Below are 22,675 nucleotides of genomic sequence, written 5' to 3'. Positions count from 1 at the left end.
AGACCACGCAAGTAGGTCGTGGCAATCCATCTTTGGTTACTTTTCTGGATTGCTTCGTCGACCTACGGTCTTTCTCGCAATGACGCCAAGCTATTTTCTATATGACTTTTAAATGCCATGCGTAAGGTGAGTTATTTATAATATGCCACCCCTGCTAACTCTTAATGTCACCCCTGCTTCGGTGCGGGGTCTAAACCAGATTCCCGCCTACGCGGGAATGACAAAAAAACCGCGGCAATGACAACGAAGCCGTGGCATAGCATTGAGATGTTATATATCAAGTTTAAAATACTATATATAATATTAATACAATATTTTTAATTGTATTATATGTATCATAGTTACTATCTTATGTCAATATATAGGTACGTAGATTATTTTAAGATAATTAAATTATTAATTTATTTATATAACCATGGCAATTTAAAAAGTTGCAGAAAAGTACAAAACGCTATTAGCGAGACCATTACATGGTCGAAGCAATCCACATTCATTAGATTGCTTCGTCGTGCTTTAGCACTCCTCGCAATGACGGTTTTTCAATTATTGTTTTCTTAAACTAACGCTTATGCACAATGACGTGGGGGATGTTGTAAGCCTCATAGGTCATTACGAGAAGGGTGTGAATATTTTTTATAAAATATTCACAATAATACTTAGTGTACATTATAATTGGTGTATATTATACAAATTGGGTAGATAAAAACAATTATTCTTGTCCCGAATTAATGTTATTTATCGTTAACGTAATAGCCATCAGAAAGGTTAGTTTATATGCTAGTACAATATTTATTGGATCTTTATCATAAAGGCAATCAAGAAATTTTAATGTTAATAATTATGATAGTTTCAATCATTCCATTGATTATTTTTATTAAGACAATAATATTTTCAATGCTCAAAAACTATATTAATCAATGGCATCCTGATTATCAGAAAATATTTAAAAAATATTCTATATACACATATTTATTACATACATTACTAGCTTTATACCTTATATTTTGGGATAATATCTTACAGACATTTCCTACTTTATCTTGGATGATTAGCATCAAGAATGTTGCGATAATACTCTATACAGGTAGCTTTGTTACAATGCTAATCCTATCTCTTATCGATGCTTTTGCGGATATTTATCGAAGCAGACTGACAATTTCCATCCAATCATATTTAAGTTTATACACTCAAATATTAAAGATACTTATTATCTCGGTTGCTACCATTATCATTATTTCCAGCATTTTGAATGTTTCTCTTAGTGCATTTTTTACTAGCTTGGGAGCAGCAGCAGCGTTGTTAACCTTTCTATTTAAGGATACGGTTGTGGCTTTGCTAGCAAGCTTACAACTAATTTCGCAAGATATAATACGAATTGGTGATTTTGTTAGTATTAGTCAGTATAATGTTGAAGGTACCGTAGAGAAAATTACTATTACATTAGTTAAAATTAGGAATAATGATCAGACTATTTCAACAATACCGACATCTAGTCTTTTAACGACTAATGTAGTGAACTCACGTGGTATAACTGACTCAATGGCAAAAAGGATTCAGGGAGCAATCTGTATTGACATAAACAGTATTTTGTCGGTTTCGACTATAGCATTTATACAAGAGTTAAAAAAATCACCATATTTGCTAAAGGAAGTAATGGATAAAGTGGATTTGAAACAGCTAGATGATTATGTAACAAATATCAAGATATTTAGGCTATATATAAAAGAATATTTGAAAAATCACCCGATGATCTATCAACAAAATTTTACCTTTCTGGTGCGTCAGTTGACTCCAACCCCTAATGGTCTGCCAATAGAGTTATGTGTCTTTACCCATGAAACGAGAAAGGGGCTATTTGAAGATATCCAATCAGATATTTTTGATCATTTGATGGCGGTGCTACCTGATCTCAAATTAAAAATATTTCAAAATAGTAATAATTAAAACTGGATATAATAATGACTTTAGAAACCAAATTTAATTTAGCTTCTGCCTACCAAATTCTTGCAATTCTGGGCTTCGATGATCATACATATACCCATCTATCTGCAAGACCTAAAGGAGCTGACTATTACTATATTTATCCTTTTGGGTTAAGGTTTGAGGAAGTAACTAGCGATAATTTACTGCAAGTTAGTTTAGATGGAACAATTATAAAGGGCAATGAATATAATTATAGTAAAACCGGCTACGTTACTCACGGTAATATATACAAAGAAAGGTCGGATATTTTATCTATCTTTCATCTGCATACTCCAGCAATTGTTGCTGTATCATCTATGCGAGTAGGATTGATGCCAATAAGTCAGTGGGCACTACATTTTTATCAAAAACTATCTTATCATGAGTATAACTCTCTTATACTGACCTCCAATCAAACTAGTAAAATACTAGACGATCTTGGGCAGAATTATGTTATGTTTCTACGTAATCACGGAATATTAGCCTGTGGCAGGACAATACATGAAGCGATGTTTTATACTTATCATTTAGAGCAAGCATGTAAAACCCAATGTTTAGCATGTTCAACAAATCAAGAGTTAATCATACCATCTCCAGAAACTTGCAAGAAATCAGTGCAAGATTTATTGTCATTTGAGGAAGATTTAGGCAAACGTGACTGGATAGCTTGGCTTAATTTGCTCAAGAAGGCTAGGAAAAATTTTTAACAGGTTTATGGTGAGAAAGCGACACTCTTAAAATTAAATAGCCAGTTTAACTGAGGATGAATATATTTTATAATATAGTGAAATTAATATGACAGTAGAACTTTTTGATAATATATCAACCAAAAAAACTAATATTGTTAAAGATAACAATAAACCACCGAGAATGAGGGTAGGTACTGATGAATTCTATGACCTACTAATTAATAGTGATGTCTTTGTTGATAAAAGCCTAATGGTAAAAGAATTGCTAGAAGATAGTGGTAAGGTTATCCTGATCACTAGACCAAGGCGTTGGGGTAAGAGCTTGAATATGAACATGCTCCATAAATTTTTTGAAATAGAGGTGGATGAGAGAGGTAAGCCTTTACCTGAAGAGGATAGAGTAAATAGTAAGCTATTTATCGGGGGGGAAGTAGATTTAGGACTAGTAACAGGTAGAAAGAAGTTACTTAAGAAGTTGAAAATAGCTCAGTACTCAGATGTAATATCTGAGCATCAAGGTCAATTTCCGGTGATTTCCATAAATTTTAAGGATGTTAAAGGCAGTAACTACCAAGAAACTGAGAATGGAATAAAAAATCAAGTAACTAATTTGTTTACAAACCATCGATATTTAAAGCGTTATATAACAACAGATGAAAAATTACTAGATGAGGCACAAAAGGAAAAGTTAAATCGATATTTTACAGGAAAGCTTGATAAGGAAGACTTAAAAGATAGTTTACGGGTTTTGAGTGAAGTATTGTACAAACATTTTGGTCAAAAAGTTTACATATTAATCGATGAATACGATACGCCGATCAATAGTTCATACATTAAGTTTGGTAACAAACCAGAAGAGTTTGAACAGGTACTTGAAATGTTTCGCGGGATGTTTGGCAGTAGTTTAAAAACTAATCCTTATTTAGAAAAAGGGGTAATTACTGGTATATTACGAGTTGCTAAAGCTAATTTATTTTCGGATTTGAATAATGTTCGTGAATATACTCTGCTAGATGAAAAATTTGCTGAGTTTTATGGCTTTACTCAAGCAGAAGTTGATGAGTTATTAACCAAAGTACCACTTGACACAAGTCCTGAAAAAATTAAAGCTTGGTATAATGGCTATAGTTTTGGTGGTGAGGTAATTTATAATCCATGGTCAATTATGTTATGCTTAGATACTAGAGGCAAACTTGATCATTATTGGCTTGATAGTGGGGGGACGTCTCTTGTTGATAAAGCATTATTGTCAGATGGAATGCAGGAAGATTTACAGAGCTTAGCTGCCGGCAAGGCTATTATCTCACCGATTGTCAAACAAATTAGTTTTGCTGATATCAACAAGCCAGTAGGATTATTTAGCTTGTTGTTATTTAGCGGTTATTTAAACCCTGTTGCTAAAAAACCAGAAGAAGATATTTACGAATTGTCGGTACCAAATAAAGAGGTACGATATATATATAATGCCAGAATGCTCCAATGGGTAACTGATCAGTTACAAATCGATCACTCTCGATATTATTCTTTTGCTACTTTGCTGCCGGCAGGTAAAATAGAACAGTTTAAAGAAAGGTTGCAAGAATTATTACTAAACGCTACTAGTTTTTATCAAACTGGTGAGAAAAAAGCCGAGCTATTTTATAGTGGTTTTATGCTAGGTTTGATTAATACCTTAGCTTCCGACTACATAATAGACAGTGAAAGAGAGACTGGTAGCGGTAGGGCGGATATTGTGCTACTACCCAAGATAGGTAAAAGTGACAATGCTATTATTATTGAATATAAAATATGTAAATCTCCTGATATTTTAGAATCTGTTGCCAAAGAAGGGTTAGATCAAATCGTGAAAAAAAAATATGAGGCTAAAATAAAAGAACACTCCCATGTTCAAAAAATCATCAAAATATCTATGGCTTTTTGCGGTAAGGAAGTGGCACTAGAATACCAAATATAGTTAATTGAGAAGAAGTTGGTAGATATAGTCAATTCAGGGGAATTGGGTAGCAGGAGCGATGGAGCGACGCCTATATGTAATAGGAGAGCGACAACGTCACCAACTTCTCATCAATTGACTATAATGGTGTTATTGGTATTTTTTATTGTATATTAAGTAGTTTTTTATTGATTTTTAATCAAGGAAGGCATAAAGTTAGAGTCTGTTTTTTGTTTTTCGGAAAGCTCCTGAGGTTAGAGCGAAACTATCTTCTAACCTTGGTGGCTTGACATTACATAGTATCGTCTTCCAGAAATGCTATTATTTTTCCACATAGTAAATTAGACCTTATATCTTGAAAATGTAGAGTATGATACTCAACTCTTAATAACGTAAAATAATAAATTATGAATTTTATTGATGAAGCTAAAATATATTTAAAAGCGGGTAATGGTGGTGATGGAGCAGTTAGTTTCCATCGAGAGAAATATATTGATATGGGAGGACCTGACGGTGGAGATGGTGGTCGTGGTGGTAGCATTATTTTCAAGAGCAATTCTCACCTTAATACTTTAGTAAATTTTAGGTATAAACTACATTTTAAAGCAGATAATGGTGAAAATGGTAAAGGGTCAAACCGAACTGGTAAATCTAAACCCGCTTTACTCTTACAAGTACCAGTTGGAACACAAATATTTACTGAACATAATGATATTTTACTATATGATTTTACTGCAGATGAACAAATTTTTGAAATAATTAAGGGGGGAAAAGGGGGGCTTGGTAATAGCCATTTTAAGTCATCCATTAATCAAGCTCCGCGACGTAGAACTGAAGGTATCGTAGGAGAAGAAATGTGGGTAAATTTACAGCTCAAACTACTTTCAGATGTTGGTCTTATAGGTTTACCTAATGCAGGAAAATCCACTTTTCTTGCAGCAACGACATCAGCCAAGCCTAAAATTGCTGATTATCCATTTACTACACTAAGCCCAAATCTTGGGGTTGTTTATGTGGATGATGAAGAATTTGTGATAGCTGACATCCCAGGCTTAATAGAAGGAGCCCATTTGGGACATGGGCTTGGTGATAAGTTCCTAAAACATATTGAGAGGTGTAATTTATTGATTCATCTGATATCAGCAACAAGTGATAATTTATTGGCTGATTATCAAACTATTAGGAATGAGCTTGAATCATATTCAAACTTATTAAAAAATAAGACAGAAATAATCTGTTTAAATAAGTGCGATGTTTTGTCAGAGGAAGAAGTTCAGGAAAAAATTACCGAGTTACAAAAAATTACTAGTGAAGAAATTTTTGTAGTTTCTGCCTATACAAGAAGTGGATTGAATATGATAATAAAAAAAGCTCTTGAAAACATAAAAAGTACCAGACTATAAAATTAATCTTGTTAGACATTGTGAACAAAATCTAAATGAAGAATCTTCAATGAAAATAGCGACTTGGAATATTAATTCGATAAGAATGAGACTACAACATTTACGTGACTTTTTAACAGAAGTAGATCCCGACATTGTTTTACTACAAGAAATAAAGTGTGAGACTGAGAAATTTCCTTTTGATGAGCTATCGGATTTGGCGTATAACTTATATGTACATGGTCAAAAATCCTATAATGGCGTTGCTATTTTATCAAAATTTCCAGCTGATGAAGTAATAAAAGACTTCCCTACCATTAATTGTCTAGATCAAGCACGACTGATAGAAATCACTGTACAAACCCCAATAGGTTTTTGTAGCATTACTTCATTATATGCCCCTAACGGTTCATTGGTAGGTAGTGATAAATTTGAAATGAAATTAAGATTTTATGACGATTTAACTAATTATTTACAAGCCAAGAAATCTCTTGATACTAAGATAATAATTGGAGGAGATTTTAACATTGCTCCTTTTGATATTGATGTATACTCAGCAAAGGAGTTACAAAATACTACTTGTTTTACTAATGAAGAAAAACAACGATTGAGAATTATTCTAAATTCTGGGTTTGAAGATTTATATAGATTATCAAACCCTACTAAACAAGAATTTTCTTGGTGGGATTATAGAGCAGGTTGTTTTGAGCAAAATAAAGGTATGCGTATTGATATGATACTTGCCTCGAGCAATGTTGCCGATTATTTAGATAATTGCTACATGTATTATAATTTACGAGCTAAAGTTAAACCTTCTGATCATATACCCGTTGTTGCTATCGTCAATTCAGGAGAATTTGGGGCTAGTACTACAGTTGTAGATTGAATGTGAGTGTTCACGGAAAAAAGATTAAAGTATAAGATGTCATTGCGAGGAGGTTGCCAGACCGACGAAGCAATCCAGGAAAGTGATTAGAAATGGATTGCTTCGTTGACCTTACGGTCTCCTCGCAATGACGCTTGGTGATCAGGTTTTTTTATTCATCACAAAAAAATCGTGAATGCTCACATCTAAACTACAACTGTAGTACTAGGAGCGATGGAGCGACGCCTATAAGTAATAGGCGATAATCAAATTTTTTTGCAGAATTTAGTTAACTTACTGTCATACCTGCGTAAGCAGGTATCCAGATTCCCGCCTACGCGGGAATAACAACTTTTCTGTTGGAACAAATGGGCAAATACTATTTGGCTTAACTATATAACAAATTACCAAACAGAAGGAGAGAATTTTGCCAAAAAAACATAACCTAATAAATTATGACTATAATGCCTATAGCACTGTAAGAAGGCTAATAGTTGACCATATAAGACCATATCTAAAACAGATTGGGATAGCAGTATTGTTTATGGTAGTTAACGCTTGCTGTAATGCTTATATTGTTGAATTAGTCCAACCAACCATTGACCAAATATTTTTAACACATCATCGTCAAATGTTATTATTTTTACCGTTAATGGTAGTACTAACATTTACTATTAAAGGTATTGCTGAATATTATTCAAGTTATTTAATTAAATTTGTTGGTCAGAGAATTTTAACTGATTTGCAAATTAAAATGTATGAACATTTATTATTTGCTGATATTCTATTTATTCAGTCTCAATCATCGGGGCGTTTAATATCACGTTTTACTAACGATATTTCGATGATGCGTGGTGCAGTATCGAATATACTGGTATGTTGTGCCAAACATTTTTTAACAGTACTAGGTCTGATCATAGTGATGTTTAGGTTAGAACCTAAGCTATCTTGTATTGTATTTATGGCATTTCCAGCAGCAATTTATCCAACACAACAATTAGGACGGAAAATTCGCAAAATATCCGGTCAAGCTCAAGAGGAATTAGCTAATTATACTTCAAGGTTAGATGAGACTTTTGGGTCAATTAAAATTGTTAAGTCTTTCTTAGGAGAGAAAATTGAAAGCAATCGAGCTTTATTGATTTCCAGCAATATTTTACGTTTTCTAAAAAAAACTGCCAAATTGGATGCACTGATCTCACCGCTTATGGAAATATTAAGTGGTATAACAGTTGGTGGGCTTATTTGGTATGGTGGATTGTTAGTCATAGAAGGAGAGACTACTCCAGGAGCACTTTTTGCTTTTATTACAGCCTTTATCACAGCGTATAGACCTTTTAAGAGTTTGGTGTCTTTAAATATCAACCTACAAGAGGGAATTGCTGCGACAAGAAGAATATTTAATATTCTAGATACTGAGCCTGTTATTAAAGATAGTGTAAATGCTCTAACTGTTCCGTTAGTTAATCCATCAGTAGTTTTTAACAATGTAGAGCTAAAATTTAATAATAAAGTAGCTTTAAAGCATCTGAATTTACAATTAATGCAAGGAAAGACTACAGCTGTTATAGGACGTTCTGGTAGCGGCAAAACTTCATTAGCTAATTTATTAGTAAGATTTTATAACCCAACTAGCGGGCAAATTTTAATTGATGATTACGATATTAAAGATATAAAAATTGACTCTTTAAGACGGCAAATCTCTTTAGTAACGCAAGATACTACATTATTTGACACTAGCGTTGCAGAAAATATTGCTTATGGTAACCCAGATGCCACCCGCAGTGAAATTATTACTGCGGCAAAATATGCTGATGCTGATGAATTTATTTCACAGCTCCCATTCGGTTATGATACGATGATTGGTAATCAAGGTTCAACGCTTTCAGGTGGGCAGCGTCAACGTTTAGCGATAGCTAGAGCCTTTTTGAAGCCAGCAGCAATTTTAGTTTGGGATGAGGCAACAAGTTCGTTAGACCAAAATTCTGAGCGATTAATTTTAAATTCTTTAGTAAATCTTCGTAAAGGTAAGACTACCTTAATTGTCACCCATCGTTTATCGAGTATTAAGGATGTTGATCACATAGTTGTTATGAAATCTGGTATGATATTTGAGCAAGGAACTCACTCACAGCTTATAGAAAATAAAGCCGAATATTATAAATTATATCATAAAGAATTAGGAGAGGCCGAGAAGTGATAAGGTTAATATAGAAAAATAAATATACTACTATGATTTTAAGATTGAGATTGTGGTTAAGTTGTTTAATATAAAGTTTATAAAAACTGATTTACAAATGTACAAATTTTCTTTCATTGATTTATTTGCTGGGATCGGAGGATTTAGGATTGCGTTGCAGTCAATAGGTGGAAAGTGTCTTTTTTCATGCGAAATAAATGAACATTGCCAAAAAATGTATCAAGAAAATTTTGGTGAAATTCCAGCTGGAGATATCAAAACAATATATCCAAATGATATACCGGAGTGTGATGTTTTATGTGCAGGATTTCCTTGCCAACCCTTTAGTATTTCAGGTAAAAAAATGGGATTAAAAGATGAACGTGCAAGTGTAATTGAATCGATATTTAATATTGTAAATCATTCAAAGCCTAAAGTTGTGATGCTAGAAAATGTGAAGCATTTATTACATCATAACAATGGTGAAACGTTGCAACACATCGTATCAAACCTTAATAAGATAGGCTATAATATTTCTTACAATATACTAAATGCAAAAAATTTTGGAGTTCCACAAAATAGAGAAAGATTAATTATTATTGCAAGTTTAAATGGTAAGTTTGATTTTTCTAAGCTTAAAAAACAAAAAACTATAAAAATTCATGATATTTTGGATCAAGAAGGGGATTTTGAATTTCTAGAATCAGATGAATATAAAATTATAGAGAATCCAACTAGACAACAAAGTGGTTTAATATTTTGTGGATATAGGAATAAAAAGATAAGAAATAAAGGAGTTAGGGAGGGAACTGAGCATTTATCTAGAGTTCACAAACAACCAAACAGAATATATTCAATTGAAGGTACGCACCCAACATTATCATCGCAAGAAACTTCGGGGCGTTATTGGATATTACTTAATAATGGACGTGTAAGAAAACTAACAATAAATGAGTGTTTTAAAATTATGGGATTTCCTGAAGACTATAAACTAAAATCTTCAATATCTGAGTTATATAAACAAGTTGGAAATTCTGTATGTATTCCAAAGGTAAGAATTATAGGAGAAGCTATAGTTGAACAATTACTGTGATTTATTGAGTTTATTATGGAATATGGAAAAGAATTAGCTACTTTCTTGGAAAAAGTTTCAGTTGAGTCTGACTTCTTTATAGAAGATAGTATTAAAAGTAGATTGGATATTATATTAGATAATTCAGAGCGTAGTAAGGGGGTGCTAACAGTTCTCATTACAAGTGTAGTATACAAGTATTTTCATCCTTCTCAAGATGTTAGGTACCATCAATCAAATATGCAAAATGGATATTCTGGTAGAAGCTTTGATACAAAATATGTTACTCCATTTTTAAGAAAATATGAATTTCCATCAATGTCTGAAAGTGGTTGGCTAACTCGTTCTCTTGAACAACTTATCCATATATATTAGACTACAAGGGAAAAATATCACCAAAAGAAGTCGCCGAAGCTTTTTTATTAATTCTTAATCTTACCACCTCTAATTGTAGTTCAATATTTTCTCTTGCTAACTCCTGTAAATAAATAAAATTTTAGATTGTTATATATAGTAAATAAAAAGTTTTGTTTTATAGAAAAATATTCTTGTTATATAAGAGAATTTTTGATATATTGATTGTTATAGTCAATTGATGAGAAGTTGGGGGCGTCGTCGCTCCTAGCCCCAAATTTTCCTGAATTGACTATATAAAGAATTTTTTACAAAGCTCATCAATTTATACAATTTGGAGGTTTAATTATGTCTGTTAAGAGAATTATGGAAAAGGTAAAAAAAACTGTACAAGGTATAGAGAAAGCTAAGGCAAGGCAACCTAAAAAGCCAGAGCCTAAGAAAATTAATTGTTTTGATATAGACGACAATGTTGTAGATTCGCCATTAGCCCTTACTAATCTTAACGTTAAAATCCCTGCAAAAGGATATTTAACTAATGTTGCTGAAACTACTGCACTAAAATATCCGGTAGCTATGGTAATCTATGAAGATAGTATGCTAATAATAGGTCACCATGGGAAGATATTTGATCATTTAGATTTCCATTAATAACTAAACATCATTGCGAGAAGGTGCATAGGCATTAGTTTAAGAAAATAAAGTAGAAAAATCGTCGTTGCGAGCCACCTTAGGTGGCGTGGCAATCCATTTCTAATCACTTTTTTGGATTGCTTCGTGACCTTACGGTCTTCTCGCAATGACGGTTTCTCAATTATTGTTTTTTTAAACTGACGCTTATGCAAGGAGGCGTAGTAATGTATTCGGGTTAGCTATGCAAGCATAACTGGTTTATTGCTTATGTTTAATGCTGAGGTTAATTATGTTTAAGTGGGATCAATGTCTGTTATATACAATCAGGATGACGTTATATATGACTATCTTGTTTCAAACGATACAATATCTAATTGAGCATAATATAGGTTTTTATGAACTTTTCTTTAGCAAGGATGTATTATACGATACCCTTTACTCACTATTTTTTTGGTTTATTTTTTCTATAATTCAGTATTACTATAAGTATAAAAATAAAAAACTTTGACAACTATATTGGTAGCTTTATTTAGTAACCTAATCAATACTCAAAATCTTATGGACTTGTATAGAAAGGCGATAACCGTACTTAAGTGCCAAATCAATAGCTAGTTGTTCATTCTCTTTATTTAGCAATGGGTTGTTTTGATCCATAGGCTGAATAAATACTGGTATATTATATTTACTTTGCCCGACTTCAGGTATGTTAGAATATTCTGGTATATTTTTAGCTACTAAGAATTTTATGGCATTAATGCGAGATAGTAAATCATTTCGCAATAAGGAATAACCATTTTTTGCAGCTTTGGGTGAGCAAACTATATGTACTTTATCTGGAATCTCACGATATAACGTGCCATTAGTTTCTATTTGCACTATATAATCCAAATTTATTAATTTATGACACAATAATTCTATAGGTTGACGAAAAGGCTCACCTCCAGTTATAACCACTAATTTGACATTAATCGTAAATCTTTGGACTTCTTCGATAATATTATTAATAGTCAATATATTAAAATCTTCAAAGTCGGTATCGCAAAAATTACAAGCTAGATTGCATCCACCAAGCCTAATAAAGACAGCAGGCATACCAACAAAAGGACCTTCTCCCTGAATAGTCTTAAAGATACTTTTAATCTCTAGGCTAGTCCCGTCATTAAATATTGCTGCCCTTTTGGGATTTTGTCCAAACATAAAATATAGTATAAAAGATTCATTGTGGAAGTAATATGCTGACAAACTTAGTTTTAGATAAGTCAACTATAGGTTTTACAAGAACATTTTCTGAATTTGCTTTGTTTACGTAACCAACTGTTATGCCATAAGGATAAATATTTCCATAACCAGAGGTTATAACTTTCTCACCTTTTTGCACTAAGTGGTTTTTTGGTAAATAGAGTATTTTACTACCGTTACCATAGCCACTCATTATACCTTTCTCTTTTGAAGAGGTTGTAGTGATCGGAATTCTAGAATTCACGTCATTAACTAAAATTATCTTAGAATAATTGTTGCTTACCTGTATTACTCGTCCAACTAATCCTTCACTGTTGGTAACTATTTGATCAATTGCCACACCATGTTTTGCCCCAGCTGACAGTAAAGCAGTTTTACTGAAGGGATTTAATGAGACGCTTAACAATTTAGCACTAACATAGCTATATTGCTCTTCTTCTATAACTGATAATAGTTGTTTTAGCTCTCTATTTTCAGATTGGATTAAATATATATCACTCTGCAAGCTTCTTAATCTTGCCACCTCTAATTGTAATTCAATATTTTCTCTTGCTAAGTCCCGTAAATAAATAAAATTTTGGGTTATTAGGTTAATTTGTTTAAATACATTTTCATGAATTAGCAAGCCACTAAACATAACATGTCCAACGATTTCAAGAGACATAGAAGAGAGTCTTTTTGGAGTAGCAATAAATAAGTAAAGCGAAGCTATGGTAAAAAATAAAATCAAACCACGTTTTGCGGTGACAAGTATAAATTTAGCTAACCCTGCTATTCTACTAGGATTCTTTATTCTATTTGCTAGTAATGCCATTTGTTAATCTTGTTTAAATAACACATGCTTTAATTTTTGAAAATCTTCTAATACTTTTCCTGTGCCAAGAGCTACGCATGATAAAGCCTGTTCAGCAACAATTACCGGTAATTTAGTTGCTTCTTTTAGAACATGATCTAGGTTTCGAAGTAATGCCCCACCACCAGTCATAACAATCCCCTTATCTACAATATCCGATGAAAGTTCAGGAGGGGTGCATTCCAACGCTACTTTTACTGCGTCGACAATTTGGCTGACTGGTTCAATTAGACTATCAGCAATTTGTTTTTCGTTTAGTAGCATTTCTTTAGGGATGCCATGAATTAAATCCCGCCCTTTAATTTCCATTACTCTTGGTTCTAAACTATCGTCTACATAAGCAGCACCAATCTGCTTTTTAATTTTTTCTGCTGTAGCTTCACCGATTAGCAAATTATAATGCCTTCTAATGTAAGAAATAATAGACTCATCCATTTTATCACCACCAACCCGCACTGATCTAGCATATACAATACCGCCTAATGATAGGACGGCTACTTCTGTTGTTCCACCACCTACATCAACAATCATTGAACCAGTTGCTTCTGTTACTGGTAAGCCAGCACCGATTGCTGCTGCCATAGGTTCCTCTATAAGATACACATCTCTACCACCTGCACTCTCCGCTGCTTCTTGGATGGCTCTACGTTCAACGGGTGTAGAACCTGAGGGTACACAAATTATAATCATTGGACCAGTAAATGAGCGGCGACTATGTACTGTTCTGATAAAATGCTTTATCATCTCCTCAGCCCCCTTAAAATCAGCTATAACCCCATCTTTTAGTGGTCTCTTAGCTTCAATATCGGCTGGGGTGCGTCCTAACATATTTTTTGCTTCATGACCAAATGCATATGGTTTAAATGCTCCATCCACTTTAATCAATGCAACTACAGAAGGTTCGTTTAATACGATTCCTTTGCCTTTGACATACACTAAAGTATTAGCAGTACCAAGATCTATTGCCATATCACTTGCAAATCTACTGAAAAATTTTGTTAGCATTTTTATTTCTCCAAAGTCTTAAGTTCTAACCATCTTATATCAATCCTCAAGATTAAATACATTTGAATATATCAAATTTTCTTAGAATGCATAATAACAAAATTACTGAAAAATAATATACATATATTTGGTAATAAAATAGCTAAGAAAGGAGGAGTTGCATTATATGCAAGTATTTTAAACAACACCTCTAATAAAGAATAAATAATAAAACCTAAAAATAAACCAATTACTAAAATTTTTTCCTGAGAATTATCACGTTGCCTGAGGCTAAAAAAGCATGCTGCTAAAATTACGGTAGTAGCCATAATTATAGGTTTAAATAACTGTTTATAGAAATAAATCTGATAATTAGTTATGGGTAAGCCAAATTTTACTAATTGCTGAATTATATCTGGTAAATCCCAAATAGCAATCATTTCAGGGGTTATAAAACTATTTAGTAAGTTATTTATTGACAAATTTGTTGGAATGGCAAAATTCTCATATTGCTTGAAGTTATTAGCATCCGAAAGTTTTACAGAAGTTAATTCAAAATTATTATCAATTAAAATAGCATATTGAGCATCAATTCTTTTTAAGAAGCTATTTTCATTATCCAAGAATAATATAATAACCTTATTTAACTTATTATTCACTATATCAATAGACCCAGCCTGAACGATTCTTTTTTTGCCCTGATAATTCTCAAAAAATAATAGACCAGATTTTGATATTATAAGGTTAGTCGATGTATTTTTAAACAGCTTGGCTTTTAAAGATTCATATTTTTGTAGACCGAATGTACCAATAGGGTTGCATATAGTTATTAGTATTATACCAAGAATGATCGCAGCAAAAAATGGAACAGCAATAACCCGCCAAATATGGATACCATTGCATAAAATGGTTATTAATTCGTTATGTTTAGTTAATCTTCTTAGAAAAAGTAACATCGCAATAAAGCTGAGCAGAGAAGCCGCTTCATTAACCAAGTAAGGTATTTTATATAATACAAGTTTCCAAAAAGAATGCGTTGGGATATATACAGCTTTAGATTGCTGTAAAAGATCAAAGATATTTGAAAGAGTAAAAACCCCAATAAGCAGAACTAATATAACAATGAAATAGCTACAATATAGTCTGAACAGGTAAATTGAAAGTGTTTTAAAATTAATCATTTTAAAATAAACCGTTCACCTATTGATTTTTGGTGGGCCCGGCAGGACTTGAACCTGCGACAACACCGTTATGAGCGGTGGGTTCTAACCAACTGAACTACAGGCCCCTTTATGGTCAATTAGTAAGAAGTTGGTGACGTCGTCACTCATAGGCGTCAGTTTAAGAAAATAAAGTAGAAAAATTGTCTATTATCGAGCCACTGTAGGTGGCGTGGCAATCCATTTTTAATCACTTTTTTGAATTGCTTCGTCGACCTTACGGTCTCCTCGCAATGACGGTTTTTCAATTATTATTTTCTTAAACTAACGCTTATGCGTTGTCACTCGCCTATTACTTATAGGAATCGCTCCTAGGAGGCTACCTACGATAACTGATTAATTATATTTTGAGCTATTTTTCGGCGAGAATAGATATGATTTATGAAGGAATAGTGTACCTATTTCAAAAAAATCATGTTTATTCGCAGTCAAAAAGAGCCAAATATAGAATTACTTTAGTTATTGCAGGCAGCCTCCTAGCATCAACTTCTCTTGAATTGACTATATAATGATTATTTAAGCTTTATATAATTATTAGCGTTCTAAGTCTAGTAAAATATTTCATAGTGTCAATAACATTCTAAAATGTCCGCGTTTTGTAACAAGGTAATTGTTCGTTTTATTGCGAATCTTTTTCTAAATTAGACCTTTTGCCGAGTTCTACTTCTGTTGGTAATTTGGACAATGATATGGTATAGTCATTAATTCAGGAGAATTTGGTGACGTTGTCGCTCAATGCTCTGTCTATTACTTATAGGCGTCGCTCCATCGCTCCTAGCCCCAACTCCACAACTGTTGAAAGTTAGAAGGTAAAGCGGGTTTTAGATAGGTTTTCTGTCATTGCGAGACCACGTAGTGGTCGTGGCAATCCATCTTTGGTTACTTTTATGGATTGCTTCGTCGACCTACGGTCTTTCTCGCAATGACGTTGACCACATACGACTTTTAAACTATCCGGTCTAAAACCGCTTCCTCTTCTAACTTTCAACAGTTGTGGCTCCAACTCCTCCTGAATTAACTATATCTTTCCTCTGTAACCCTAATAACTTTGCAAATGAATTGATTAATATAGAAAAACTAAATAACCTAAATTTTAAATTATTATTTGTATAAATTATCTAGGAGTGTTAGTATTACGTATGTAGTATACTTATTTTTATAAATTTATGTTGGCATCAAAAGTTACTGAAAAATATCAAGCTACTATTCCTTACGAGATACGGAATTTCCTACATTTAGAGAAAGGTGATAGAGTAAAGTTTAAAATTGAAGGAGGTAAGGTCATGGTACAGAAATTACCTTATACTGATTATGAGTATCTAGATTCTTTATCTAAATCACTCCCTGAATGGTTATCGCCAGAAGATGATGAAGCATATCATGATTTATAATAAATTTGATGTAATTAAAGTTTCTTTTCCTTTCACTGATAAAGCAGCGATTAAAAAGAGACCAGCTTTAGTAATATCATCAAGTGAATATCAAATAAATTACAATCATTGTATACTAGCTATGATCACAAGTGCTAAACAAACAAGTTGGCAAGATGATATAATAATTACAAATCTTCAAATCGCAGGTCTCCCTTCACCATCAAAAGTTAGAATTAAAATTTTCTCTTTGGATTGCGATCTTATAACAGGAAAATTAGGTTATTTGGCAGATGAAGATAGAGAATCGGTTTTTATTAAGATAAAAAAGTACTTGAGTTATTAATACTATATTTGCCATTGAACAAACTGGTTAGCTACTGAAATTTAATTGATGTTGAAAATGTCCTGGTTCAAATCACAGGGCAATTTAAAAGTCACAATTAAAGAGTAAATATCTCTTGGAGTTACAACCTAATATTAGATTGAGTTTAGGATGGAAAGTGATATAGTCAATTGATGAGAAGTTGGTGACGTTGTCGCTCAATGCTCGCCTATTACTTATAGGCGTCGCTCCATCGCTCCTAGCCCCAAATTCTCCTGAATTGACTATCAGTAAGCTATCTAAAACAAACAACAATAGTTATAAAAATATAGTATTTATGAAAGAACATTTTAAAAGAACCATGATTGGTGTAATGTCAAGTTTATTATTTTTTCCAACTTTGACAATTGCTAGAGATTCAAAATACCCAAAAAGCGAACAAGAAAGAAAAATGGAAGAAATGGGCTCGGTAGTTGGAGGAGAAGGTTTGATATTTAGACCAGGTAGAATCAAAAATGAATCTACCAAAACAGAGATAGGTAATATCAATAAATATTTATGGCAAGCTTCTATAGAAACCTTAAATTTTGTCCCTCTTGCTTCAAGCGATTCAATCGGCGGAGTTATTATTACTGAATGGTATAGTCCAAAAGGAAAAGCAGATTTTCGATTTAAAATAAATATTTTTATAAAGGATAACGTTATTAGTCCGGATGCAATTCAAGTAAGAATATTTGAACAAACACTTAAAAATGGTCAATGGCTAGATAGTCATACTACTTCAGAGCTAGCTAATAACATAGAAGATAAAATTTTACGAAAAGCTAGGGAAATATATATTAGTGCAGGGAAAAAATAATGTTATAGTATACTTACTAAAAAATACTAATAACTAACGTGTAAATTATGAAAAATATTGAGAAAAAATGGCAAAGAATTTGGCTTGAAGAAAAAGCTTTTGCTGCAAAAGACAACAGCGATAAGCCTAAATATTACGTACTTGAAATGTTACCTTATCCTTCTGGGAAAATTCATGTTGGACATTTACGTAACTATTCTATTGGAGATTGCATCGCTCGTTTTATGAAATCACGAGGTTATAACGTATTGCATCCCATGGGTTGGGATGCTTTCGGTTTGCCAGCAGAAAATGCTGCCATTAATAATAACTCTAATCCTAAAGATTGGACTTATTCAAATATTGCAACTATGCGAGATCAGCTAAAATCAATTGGCTTTTCATATGATTGGTCGAGAGAAATAACAACTTGTAATCCAGATTATTATAAGCATGAACAAAAATTCTTTTTAGAACTTTATAATAGAGGTTTAGCCTATCAAAAAGAATCTTTAGTAAATTGGGATCCTGTTGATAAGACTGTTTTAGCTAATGAACAAGTAGTAGATGGTCGTGGATGGCGTTCAGGTGCTTTAGTTGAAAAAAAATATTTAAAACAATGGTTTTTAAAAATTACTAATTACGCTGAAGAGCTATTAAATGAAATTTCAAAACTGGAATTTTGGCCTGATTCTGTTAAATCTATGCAGGAAAAATGGATAGGTAAATCGGAAGGAGCAAATTTTACTTTTAAAATTAAAGATCATCAAACTAATATAGAAGTGTTCTCTACTCGACCAGAAACTATTTTTGGAGCAAGTTTTGTTGCAATAGCCTATAATCACCCAATAGTTGGGCAATTAGTGGATAAAAATAACGATATGGTGTTGTTTATTGAAAAATGTTCACAATTACACACTAATGCTGCAGTAGATAAAGCTGAAAAAGAAGGGGTGTATACTAACCTTTTTGCCATTCACCCATTTGATTCGACAATTATTATTCCTGTCATAATAACAAATTTTGTACTAATGGATTATGGTACTGGGGCGGTTTTTGGATGTCCAGCTCATGATGAAAGAGATCATGCATTAGCAAAGAAAATGGGCTTGCCAATAAAGCAGGTACTAATTAACCAAGATGTTCAAATGGACGTATACTCGGAACCTTACACGGGTGATGGTATGATGATCAACTCAGACTTTTTGAATGATCTTACTGTTCAGGATGCTAAACAAAAATCTATAGAAGAATTTGAAAAACGTGGTTTAGGAAAACGTACTATTAACTACCGTCTGAAGGATTGGGGAGTGTCTAGACAAAGATATTGGGGCTGTCCTATCCCAATAATATATTGCTCAGTTTGCGGAACTGTGCCGGTAGCTGAAAAAGACTTACCAATAACTCTACCAAGCGATGTTATATTTTATGGAAATGGCAACCCTCTTGATTCTCACCCTACTTGGAAAGATACTAATTGCCCAAAATGTCAAAAACAAGCTATTCGAGAGACTGATACGTTAGATACATTCTTTGAGTCTTCTTGGTATTTCATCCGTTATTGTAACGTGGCAGCAAAAGATATAACCGACAAGCAAGTATGTGATTATTGGTTACCTGTTGATCAGTATATTGGTGGAATTGAACATGCAGTAATGCATCTTCTTTATGCCAGGTTTTTTACCAAAGTAATGAACGAACAAGGTTATCTTAGTATTCGTGAACCTTTTAATAATTTGCTAACTCAGGGTATGGTTCTACATGCTACTTATAAAGATGCTAATAATAATTGGCTTTACCCAGATGAGGTAATAAAACAGTCTGATAAGTGGATTAATAAAAATACTGGAGAAGAAGTAGTTCAAGGACGAATAGAAAAAATGAGTAAATCCAAAAAGAATCTTGTGGATTTAGAATCAATATTGACCAACCATAGTGCTGACGCTATTAGGCTATTTGTCCTCTCCGATAGTCCGCCAGAGAAAGATTTTGAATGGTCGTCAAATGGTCTTGAAGGCTGTTCTCGTTTTATTAGTAAACTAGAAAATATGGCAGAAATACTAATTAATAGTGAAATAACGGAAGGTTCTAGTAATAAATCAAATAAATTAACAAAGCTTACCCATTATACTATTAAACATGTTACCGAAGAATTAAAGGATTTTAAGCTAAATAAAGCCATAGCAAGAATGCGGGAACTATTTAATGCTTTGTCAGATGAAGTATCTAAGGGCAGAGAAGGTAATGTTAATATAGTCAATTCATCAATTGACTATAGTGTTAAAGAGGGGTTTAGAGTCTTGATTATGTTACTTAACCCATTTATTCCACATATTACAGAGGAAATTTGGCAAAAATTAGGTAGTAAGGAAAGATTATATCAAACTTCCTGGCCTTCTTTCGATGAATCATTGCTGGAGCTAGAATCTTATACCATGGCTATCCAAGTTAATGGCAAACTGAGAGCTACACAAGAATTTGCCAACGTAACGAGCAATATTGAGATTCAGAATATGGTAATGCAATTACCCGAGATACAAAAACATTTAAGCGATAAAGAGCCTAAGAAAATTATCATAATACCCTCGAAAATAGTAAATATCGTGGTGTGAATAAAAAATAACTATTGAATGAAAGACAATGTCAATAAAAGATGCTACAGTTAAAACAGCAAAGCAAAAAAAATATGCGTCAAATATTACTCTTGTTTCATTATTTGCTGGTGCAGGTGGTATAGATATTGGTTTTGAAAAAGCTGGGTTTAAGACAATTTGGGCAAACGAATATGATAAAACAATTGCTCCTTCTTATCAAAACTACTTTCCTGAATCAAAGTTTGACGGGCGTTCTATTTTGGATATTCCAGATGAAGATATTCCAGTCGATGCAATAGGTGTTATTGGTGGTCCGCCATGTCAATCGTGGTCAGAAGCTGGGGCTAGGCGTGGGTTTGACGATTTAAGGGGGCAATTATTTCACGAATATATCCGGGTTATTAGACATGTGCAGCCAAAATTTTGTGTTGCAGAAAATGTTCATGGAATAATTCATTCAAGAAATATTGAATCCTTTATGAATATCATAGATATGTTCAAAAAAGAAGACTATGAGGTTAGTTGGAAGTTGTTAAAAGCAAGTGATTATGGCGTAGCCCAAGATCGTGAACGTGTTTTTATAGTTGGCTATCACAAATCTTTGAACAAAAAATTTGAGTTTCCTAAACCTTTGGGAACCAAAATTACTTTAAAACAGGTGATAGGTGATTTAGCTAATCTAAAAGTTGGAACAACCAAAAAAGTTAAGAATCATGAGCTAATTGATTCGGGCTATTCTCCAATTTTTATGTCAAGAAATCGAGTACGAGGTTGGGATGAACAATCATTTACTATTTTGGCAACAGATAGGCATATTCCATTTCACCCACAAGCTCCTAAAATGATAAAAATTGATGGACAAGAATTAAGAAAATTCGCTCCTGGTCATGAAAATAAATATCGAAGATTAACCGTTCGAGAATGTGCCAGAATTCAAGCATTTCCGGATGATTATGAGTTCATTTATACCAATATCAGAAACGGCTATAAAATGATTGGCAATGCTGTACCAGTAAATTTGGCGTACTGGGTAGCCAAAACAATTAGAGAAGATTTGGAGGGCTAATGGCTACACAAACAAACAATGGCAGAGCTTTCGAGTGGGCGGTAGGCTTAGTACTTAAATTACAAACAAATATGTCAATTGAAGAAAATGTCTACTCAGAAATTAATGAAAAAGCATTCTATAAAATAGCAGATAAGGAAAAATCTAATTTGCTAAATGCAGCTACTATTGCCATTGAGCATATTCTGTTGAAAGAAAAGACCTTCTTTGAATCTGGTAACGATGGATTAATTTCATTTAATAGTGATATTGCAGGTAAGCAGGGGGATGTACGTGATGTATTGATAACAATAAATGGCAAAACATTCGGCATATCTTGTAAAAATAATCACAAAGCCTTAAAACACCCAAGATTATCAAGAACAGCTAACTTTATTAAAGAATGGGGTATTGATGATTCAGGTTGTAGTGATGAATATTGGATCACTGCCACAGCAATCTTTGATGAGTTAACTAAAATTAAAAATGATTCTAATGGAACTGCGTTATGGAGGGATGTTATTGATAAACCATCTCGCTTTTATTGGCCAATATTGGATGCATGGAGCAATGAAATAAGTAGGGTGTGTGCCATCAGCGAGACAAAAGAAATTGAACTTTGTAAGACAATTATATCTTTTATCATGGGACGTTTTGATTTTTACAAAATTATTAGAGAAGGAAAAAAACGGATTATTGTGCAAGGGTTTAATTTGAATAATACCTTATCTACCAAGCGTACAAAGCATCCAACATGTATTAATACAATAAACAATAAGAATGGTGGTCAATATTCAAAAACCATTGTATTTAACCGTGGTTATAGCATTAACTTTAGAATCCACAATGCAGAAAGCAAAGTAATTCCATCTCTTAAATTTGATATAACTGCTATTGGTTTGCCAGCAAATGAGATTTATCAGCAAACCTTTGATTTATAATTATATTACAGGAGAATTTTGGCAAAAAAGAAAGATTATCATAATACCCTTGAAAATAGTAAATATCGTGGTGTGAGACTATTAAGTTACAAATATAAGGAATAATCAAAAGTTTTACAACCAAACTTTTAAATTATTATTATTTTACACGAGTTGGCGATATATTTTCTAAAATGCATACATGCTTAAATAAGCTG

The 22,675-nt window shown here is 32.9% G+C and carries 21 protein-coding genes and 1 tRNA gene; 16 read left to right on the top strand and 6 right to left on the bottom strand.

What is annotated here, in order from left to right:
• Positions 1-774 precede the first annotated feature (774 nt).
• From ACQH6S_RS09015 to ACQH6S_RS08970, 10 genes are all read left to right on the top strand, one after another.
• Entirely contained in the window at positions 775-1,944 is a 1,170-nt protein-coding gene (locus ACQH6S_RS09015; RefSeq protein ID WP_239832673.1) for a mechanosensitive ion channel family protein, read from the top strand.
• 14 nt (positions 1,945-1,958) lie between these two features.
• Positions 1,959-2,669: a class II aldolase/adducin family protein gene (locus ACQH6S_RS09010; RefSeq protein WP_425360118.1), complete on the top strand. Its 711-nt coding sequence runs from the start codon at positions 1,959-1,961 to the stop codon at positions 2,667-2,669.
• Between the two features lie 88 nt (positions 2,670-2,757).
• Positions 2,758-4,605: an AAA family ATPase gene (locus ACQH6S_RS09005; protein WP_425364545.1), complete on the top strand. Its 1,848-nt coding sequence runs from the start codon at positions 2,758-2,760 to the stop codon at positions 4,603-4,605.
• A 15-nt stretch (positions 4,606-4,620) separates the two neighbouring features.
• The gene (locus ACQH6S_RS09000; protein WP_425360121.1) at positions 4,621-4,761 is read left to right on the top strand and encodes a hypothetical protein; all 141 of its coding nucleotides are present in this window, start codon (positions 4,621-4,623) and stop codon (positions 4,759-4,761) included.
• Positions 4,762-4,991: 230 nt separating this feature from the next.
• Positions 4,992-5,987, top strand: a complete 996-nt coding sequence (gene obgE, locus ACQH6S_RS08995; protein WP_094649319.1) for a GTPase ObgE — start codon at positions 4,992-4,994, stop codon at positions 5,985-5,987.
• 49 nt (positions 5,988-6,036) lie between these two features.
• The gene (xth, locus tag ACQH6S_RS08990; protein ID WP_425360122.1) at positions 6,037-6,852 is read left to right on the top strand and encodes an exodeoxyribonuclease III; all 816 of its coding nucleotides are present in this window, start codon (positions 6,037-6,039) and stop codon (positions 6,850-6,852) included.
• Positions 6,853-7,258: 406 nt separating this feature from the next.
• The gene (locus ACQH6S_RS08985) at positions 7,259-9,031 is read left to right on the top strand and encodes an ABC transporter ATP-binding protein (RefSeq protein ID WP_341748694.1); all 1,773 of its coding nucleotides are present in this window, start codon (positions 7,259-7,261) and stop codon (positions 9,029-9,031) included.
• Positions 9,032-9,092: 61 nt separating this feature from the next.
• Positions 9,093-10,103, top strand: a complete 1,011-nt coding sequence (locus ACQH6S_RS08980) for a DNA cytosine methyltransferase (protein ID WP_425364544.1) — start codon at positions 9,093-9,095, stop codon at positions 10,101-10,103.
• 15 nt (positions 10,104-10,118) lie between these two features.
• Positions 10,119-10,457: a hypothetical protein gene (locus tag ACQH6S_RS08975; protein ID WP_425360124.1), complete on the top strand. Its 339-nt coding sequence runs from the start codon at positions 10,119-10,121 to the stop codon at positions 10,455-10,457.
• Positions 10,458-10,784: 327 nt separating this feature from the next.
• Positions 10,785-11,087 carry a hypothetical protein gene (locus ACQH6S_RS08970; protein WP_425360125.1) on the top strand — a complete coding sequence of 101 codons (303 nt, stop codon included), beginning with the start codon at positions 10,785-10,787 and terminating at the stop codon, positions 11,085-11,087.
• A 519-nt stretch (positions 11,088-11,606) separates the two neighbouring features.
• Here the strand turns inward: ACQH6S_RS08970 and ACQH6S_RS08965 are convergent.
• The 5 genes from ACQH6S_RS08965 to ACQH6S_RS08945 form a co-directional block, all read right to left on the bottom strand.
• Complete coding sequence (locus tag ACQH6S_RS08965) at positions 11,607-12,266, bottom strand: 7-carboxy-7-deazaguanine synthase QueE (RefSeq protein WP_425360126.1); 660 nt, start codon at positions 12,264-12,266, stop codon at positions 11,607-11,609.
• 19 nt (positions 12,267-12,285) lie between these two features.
• A complete protein-coding gene (gene mreC / locus ACQH6S_RS08960; RefSeq protein WP_341748699.1) occupies positions 12,286-13,122 on the bottom strand; it encodes a rod shape-determining protein MreC in 837 nt (278 codons plus the stop codon).
• A 3-nt stretch (positions 13,123-13,125) separates the two neighbouring features.
• Positions 13,126-14,166 carry a rod shape-determining protein gene (locus tag ACQH6S_RS08955; protein ID WP_094649281.1) on the bottom strand — a complete coding sequence of 347 codons (1,041 nt, stop codon included), beginning with the start codon at positions 14,164-14,166 and terminating at the stop codon, positions 13,126-13,128.
• Positions 14,167-14,237: 71 nt separating this feature from the next.
• Positions 14,238-15,326, bottom strand: a complete 1,089-nt coding sequence (locus ACQH6S_RS08950; protein ID WP_094649280.1) for an LptF/LptG family permease — start codon at positions 15,324-15,326, stop codon at positions 14,238-14,240.
• A gap of 30 nt (positions 15,327-15,356) precedes the next feature.
• A tRNA-Ile gene (locus ACQH6S_RS08945) sits at positions 15,357-15,433 on the bottom strand.
• A 1,098-nt stretch (positions 15,434-16,531) separates the two neighbouring features.
• Here ACQH6S_RS08945 and ACQH6S_RS08940 point away from each other — a divergent pair.
• Both ACQH6S_RS08940 and ACQH6S_RS08935 read left to right on the top strand, forming a co-directional pair.
• Entirely contained in the window at positions 16,532-16,756 is a 225-nt protein-coding gene (locus tag ACQH6S_RS08940) for an AbrB/MazE/SpoVT family DNA-binding domain-containing protein (RefSeq protein WP_094649279.1), read from the top strand.
• Positions 16,746-17,081, top strand: coding sequence for a type II toxin-antitoxin system PemK/MazF family toxin (locus ACQH6S_RS08935; protein WP_094649278.1), 336 nt, complete (start codon positions 16,746-16,748; stop codon positions 17,079-17,081). Before ACQH6S_RS08940 ends, ACQH6S_RS08935 begins: the two co-directional genes overlap by 11 nt.
• Before the next feature lie 84 nt (positions 17,082-17,165).
• On the opposite strand, the gene ACQH6S_RS08930 is transcribed toward ACQH6S_RS08935, so the two are convergent.
• Entirely contained in the window at positions 17,166-17,372 is a 207-nt protein-coding gene (locus ACQH6S_RS08930) for a palindromic element RPE2 domain-containing protein (RefSeq protein WP_425364543.1), read from the bottom strand.
• Between the two features lie 25 nt (positions 17,373-17,397).
• On the opposite strand from ACQH6S_RS08930, the gene ACQH6S_RS08925 reads away from it, so the two are divergent.
• The 4 genes from ACQH6S_RS08925 to ACQH6S_RS08910 are packed head-to-tail and all read left to right on the top strand — an operon-like array spanning position 17,398 to position 22,478.
• Positions 17,398-17,919, top strand: a complete 522-nt coding sequence (locus ACQH6S_RS08925; protein ID WP_425360127.1) for a DUF3576 domain-containing protein — start codon at positions 17,398-17,400, stop codon at positions 17,917-17,919.
• Between the two features lie 47 nt (positions 17,920-17,966).
• A complete protein-coding gene (gene leuS, locus ACQH6S_RS08920; RefSeq protein WP_425360128.1) occupies positions 17,967-20,510 on the top strand; it encodes a leucine--tRNA ligase in 2,544 nt (847 codons plus the stop codon).
• Positions 20,511-20,538: 28 nt separating this feature from the next.
• A complete protein-coding gene (locus ACQH6S_RS08915; protein ID WP_341759483.1) occupies positions 20,539-21,558 on the top strand; it encodes a DNA cytosine methyltransferase in 1,020 nt (339 codons plus the stop codon).
• A complete protein-coding gene (locus ACQH6S_RS08910; RefSeq protein ID WP_425360129.1) occupies positions 21,558-22,478 on the top strand; it encodes a HaeIII family restriction endonuclease in 921 nt (306 codons plus the stop codon). The genes ACQH6S_RS08915 and ACQH6S_RS08910 overlap by 1 nt, the downstream gene beginning before the upstream one ends.
• Positions 22,479-22,675 lie beyond the last annotated feature (197 nt).

This window comes from Candidatus Tisiphia endosymbiont of Mystacides longicornis (assembly GCF_964031095.1).
In the GTDB taxonomy this organism is placed as follows: Bacteria; Pseudomonadota; Alphaproteobacteria; order Rickettsiales; family Rickettsiaceae; genus Tisiphia.
This window is presented reverse-complemented; position numbering and strand designations above follow the sequence as displayed.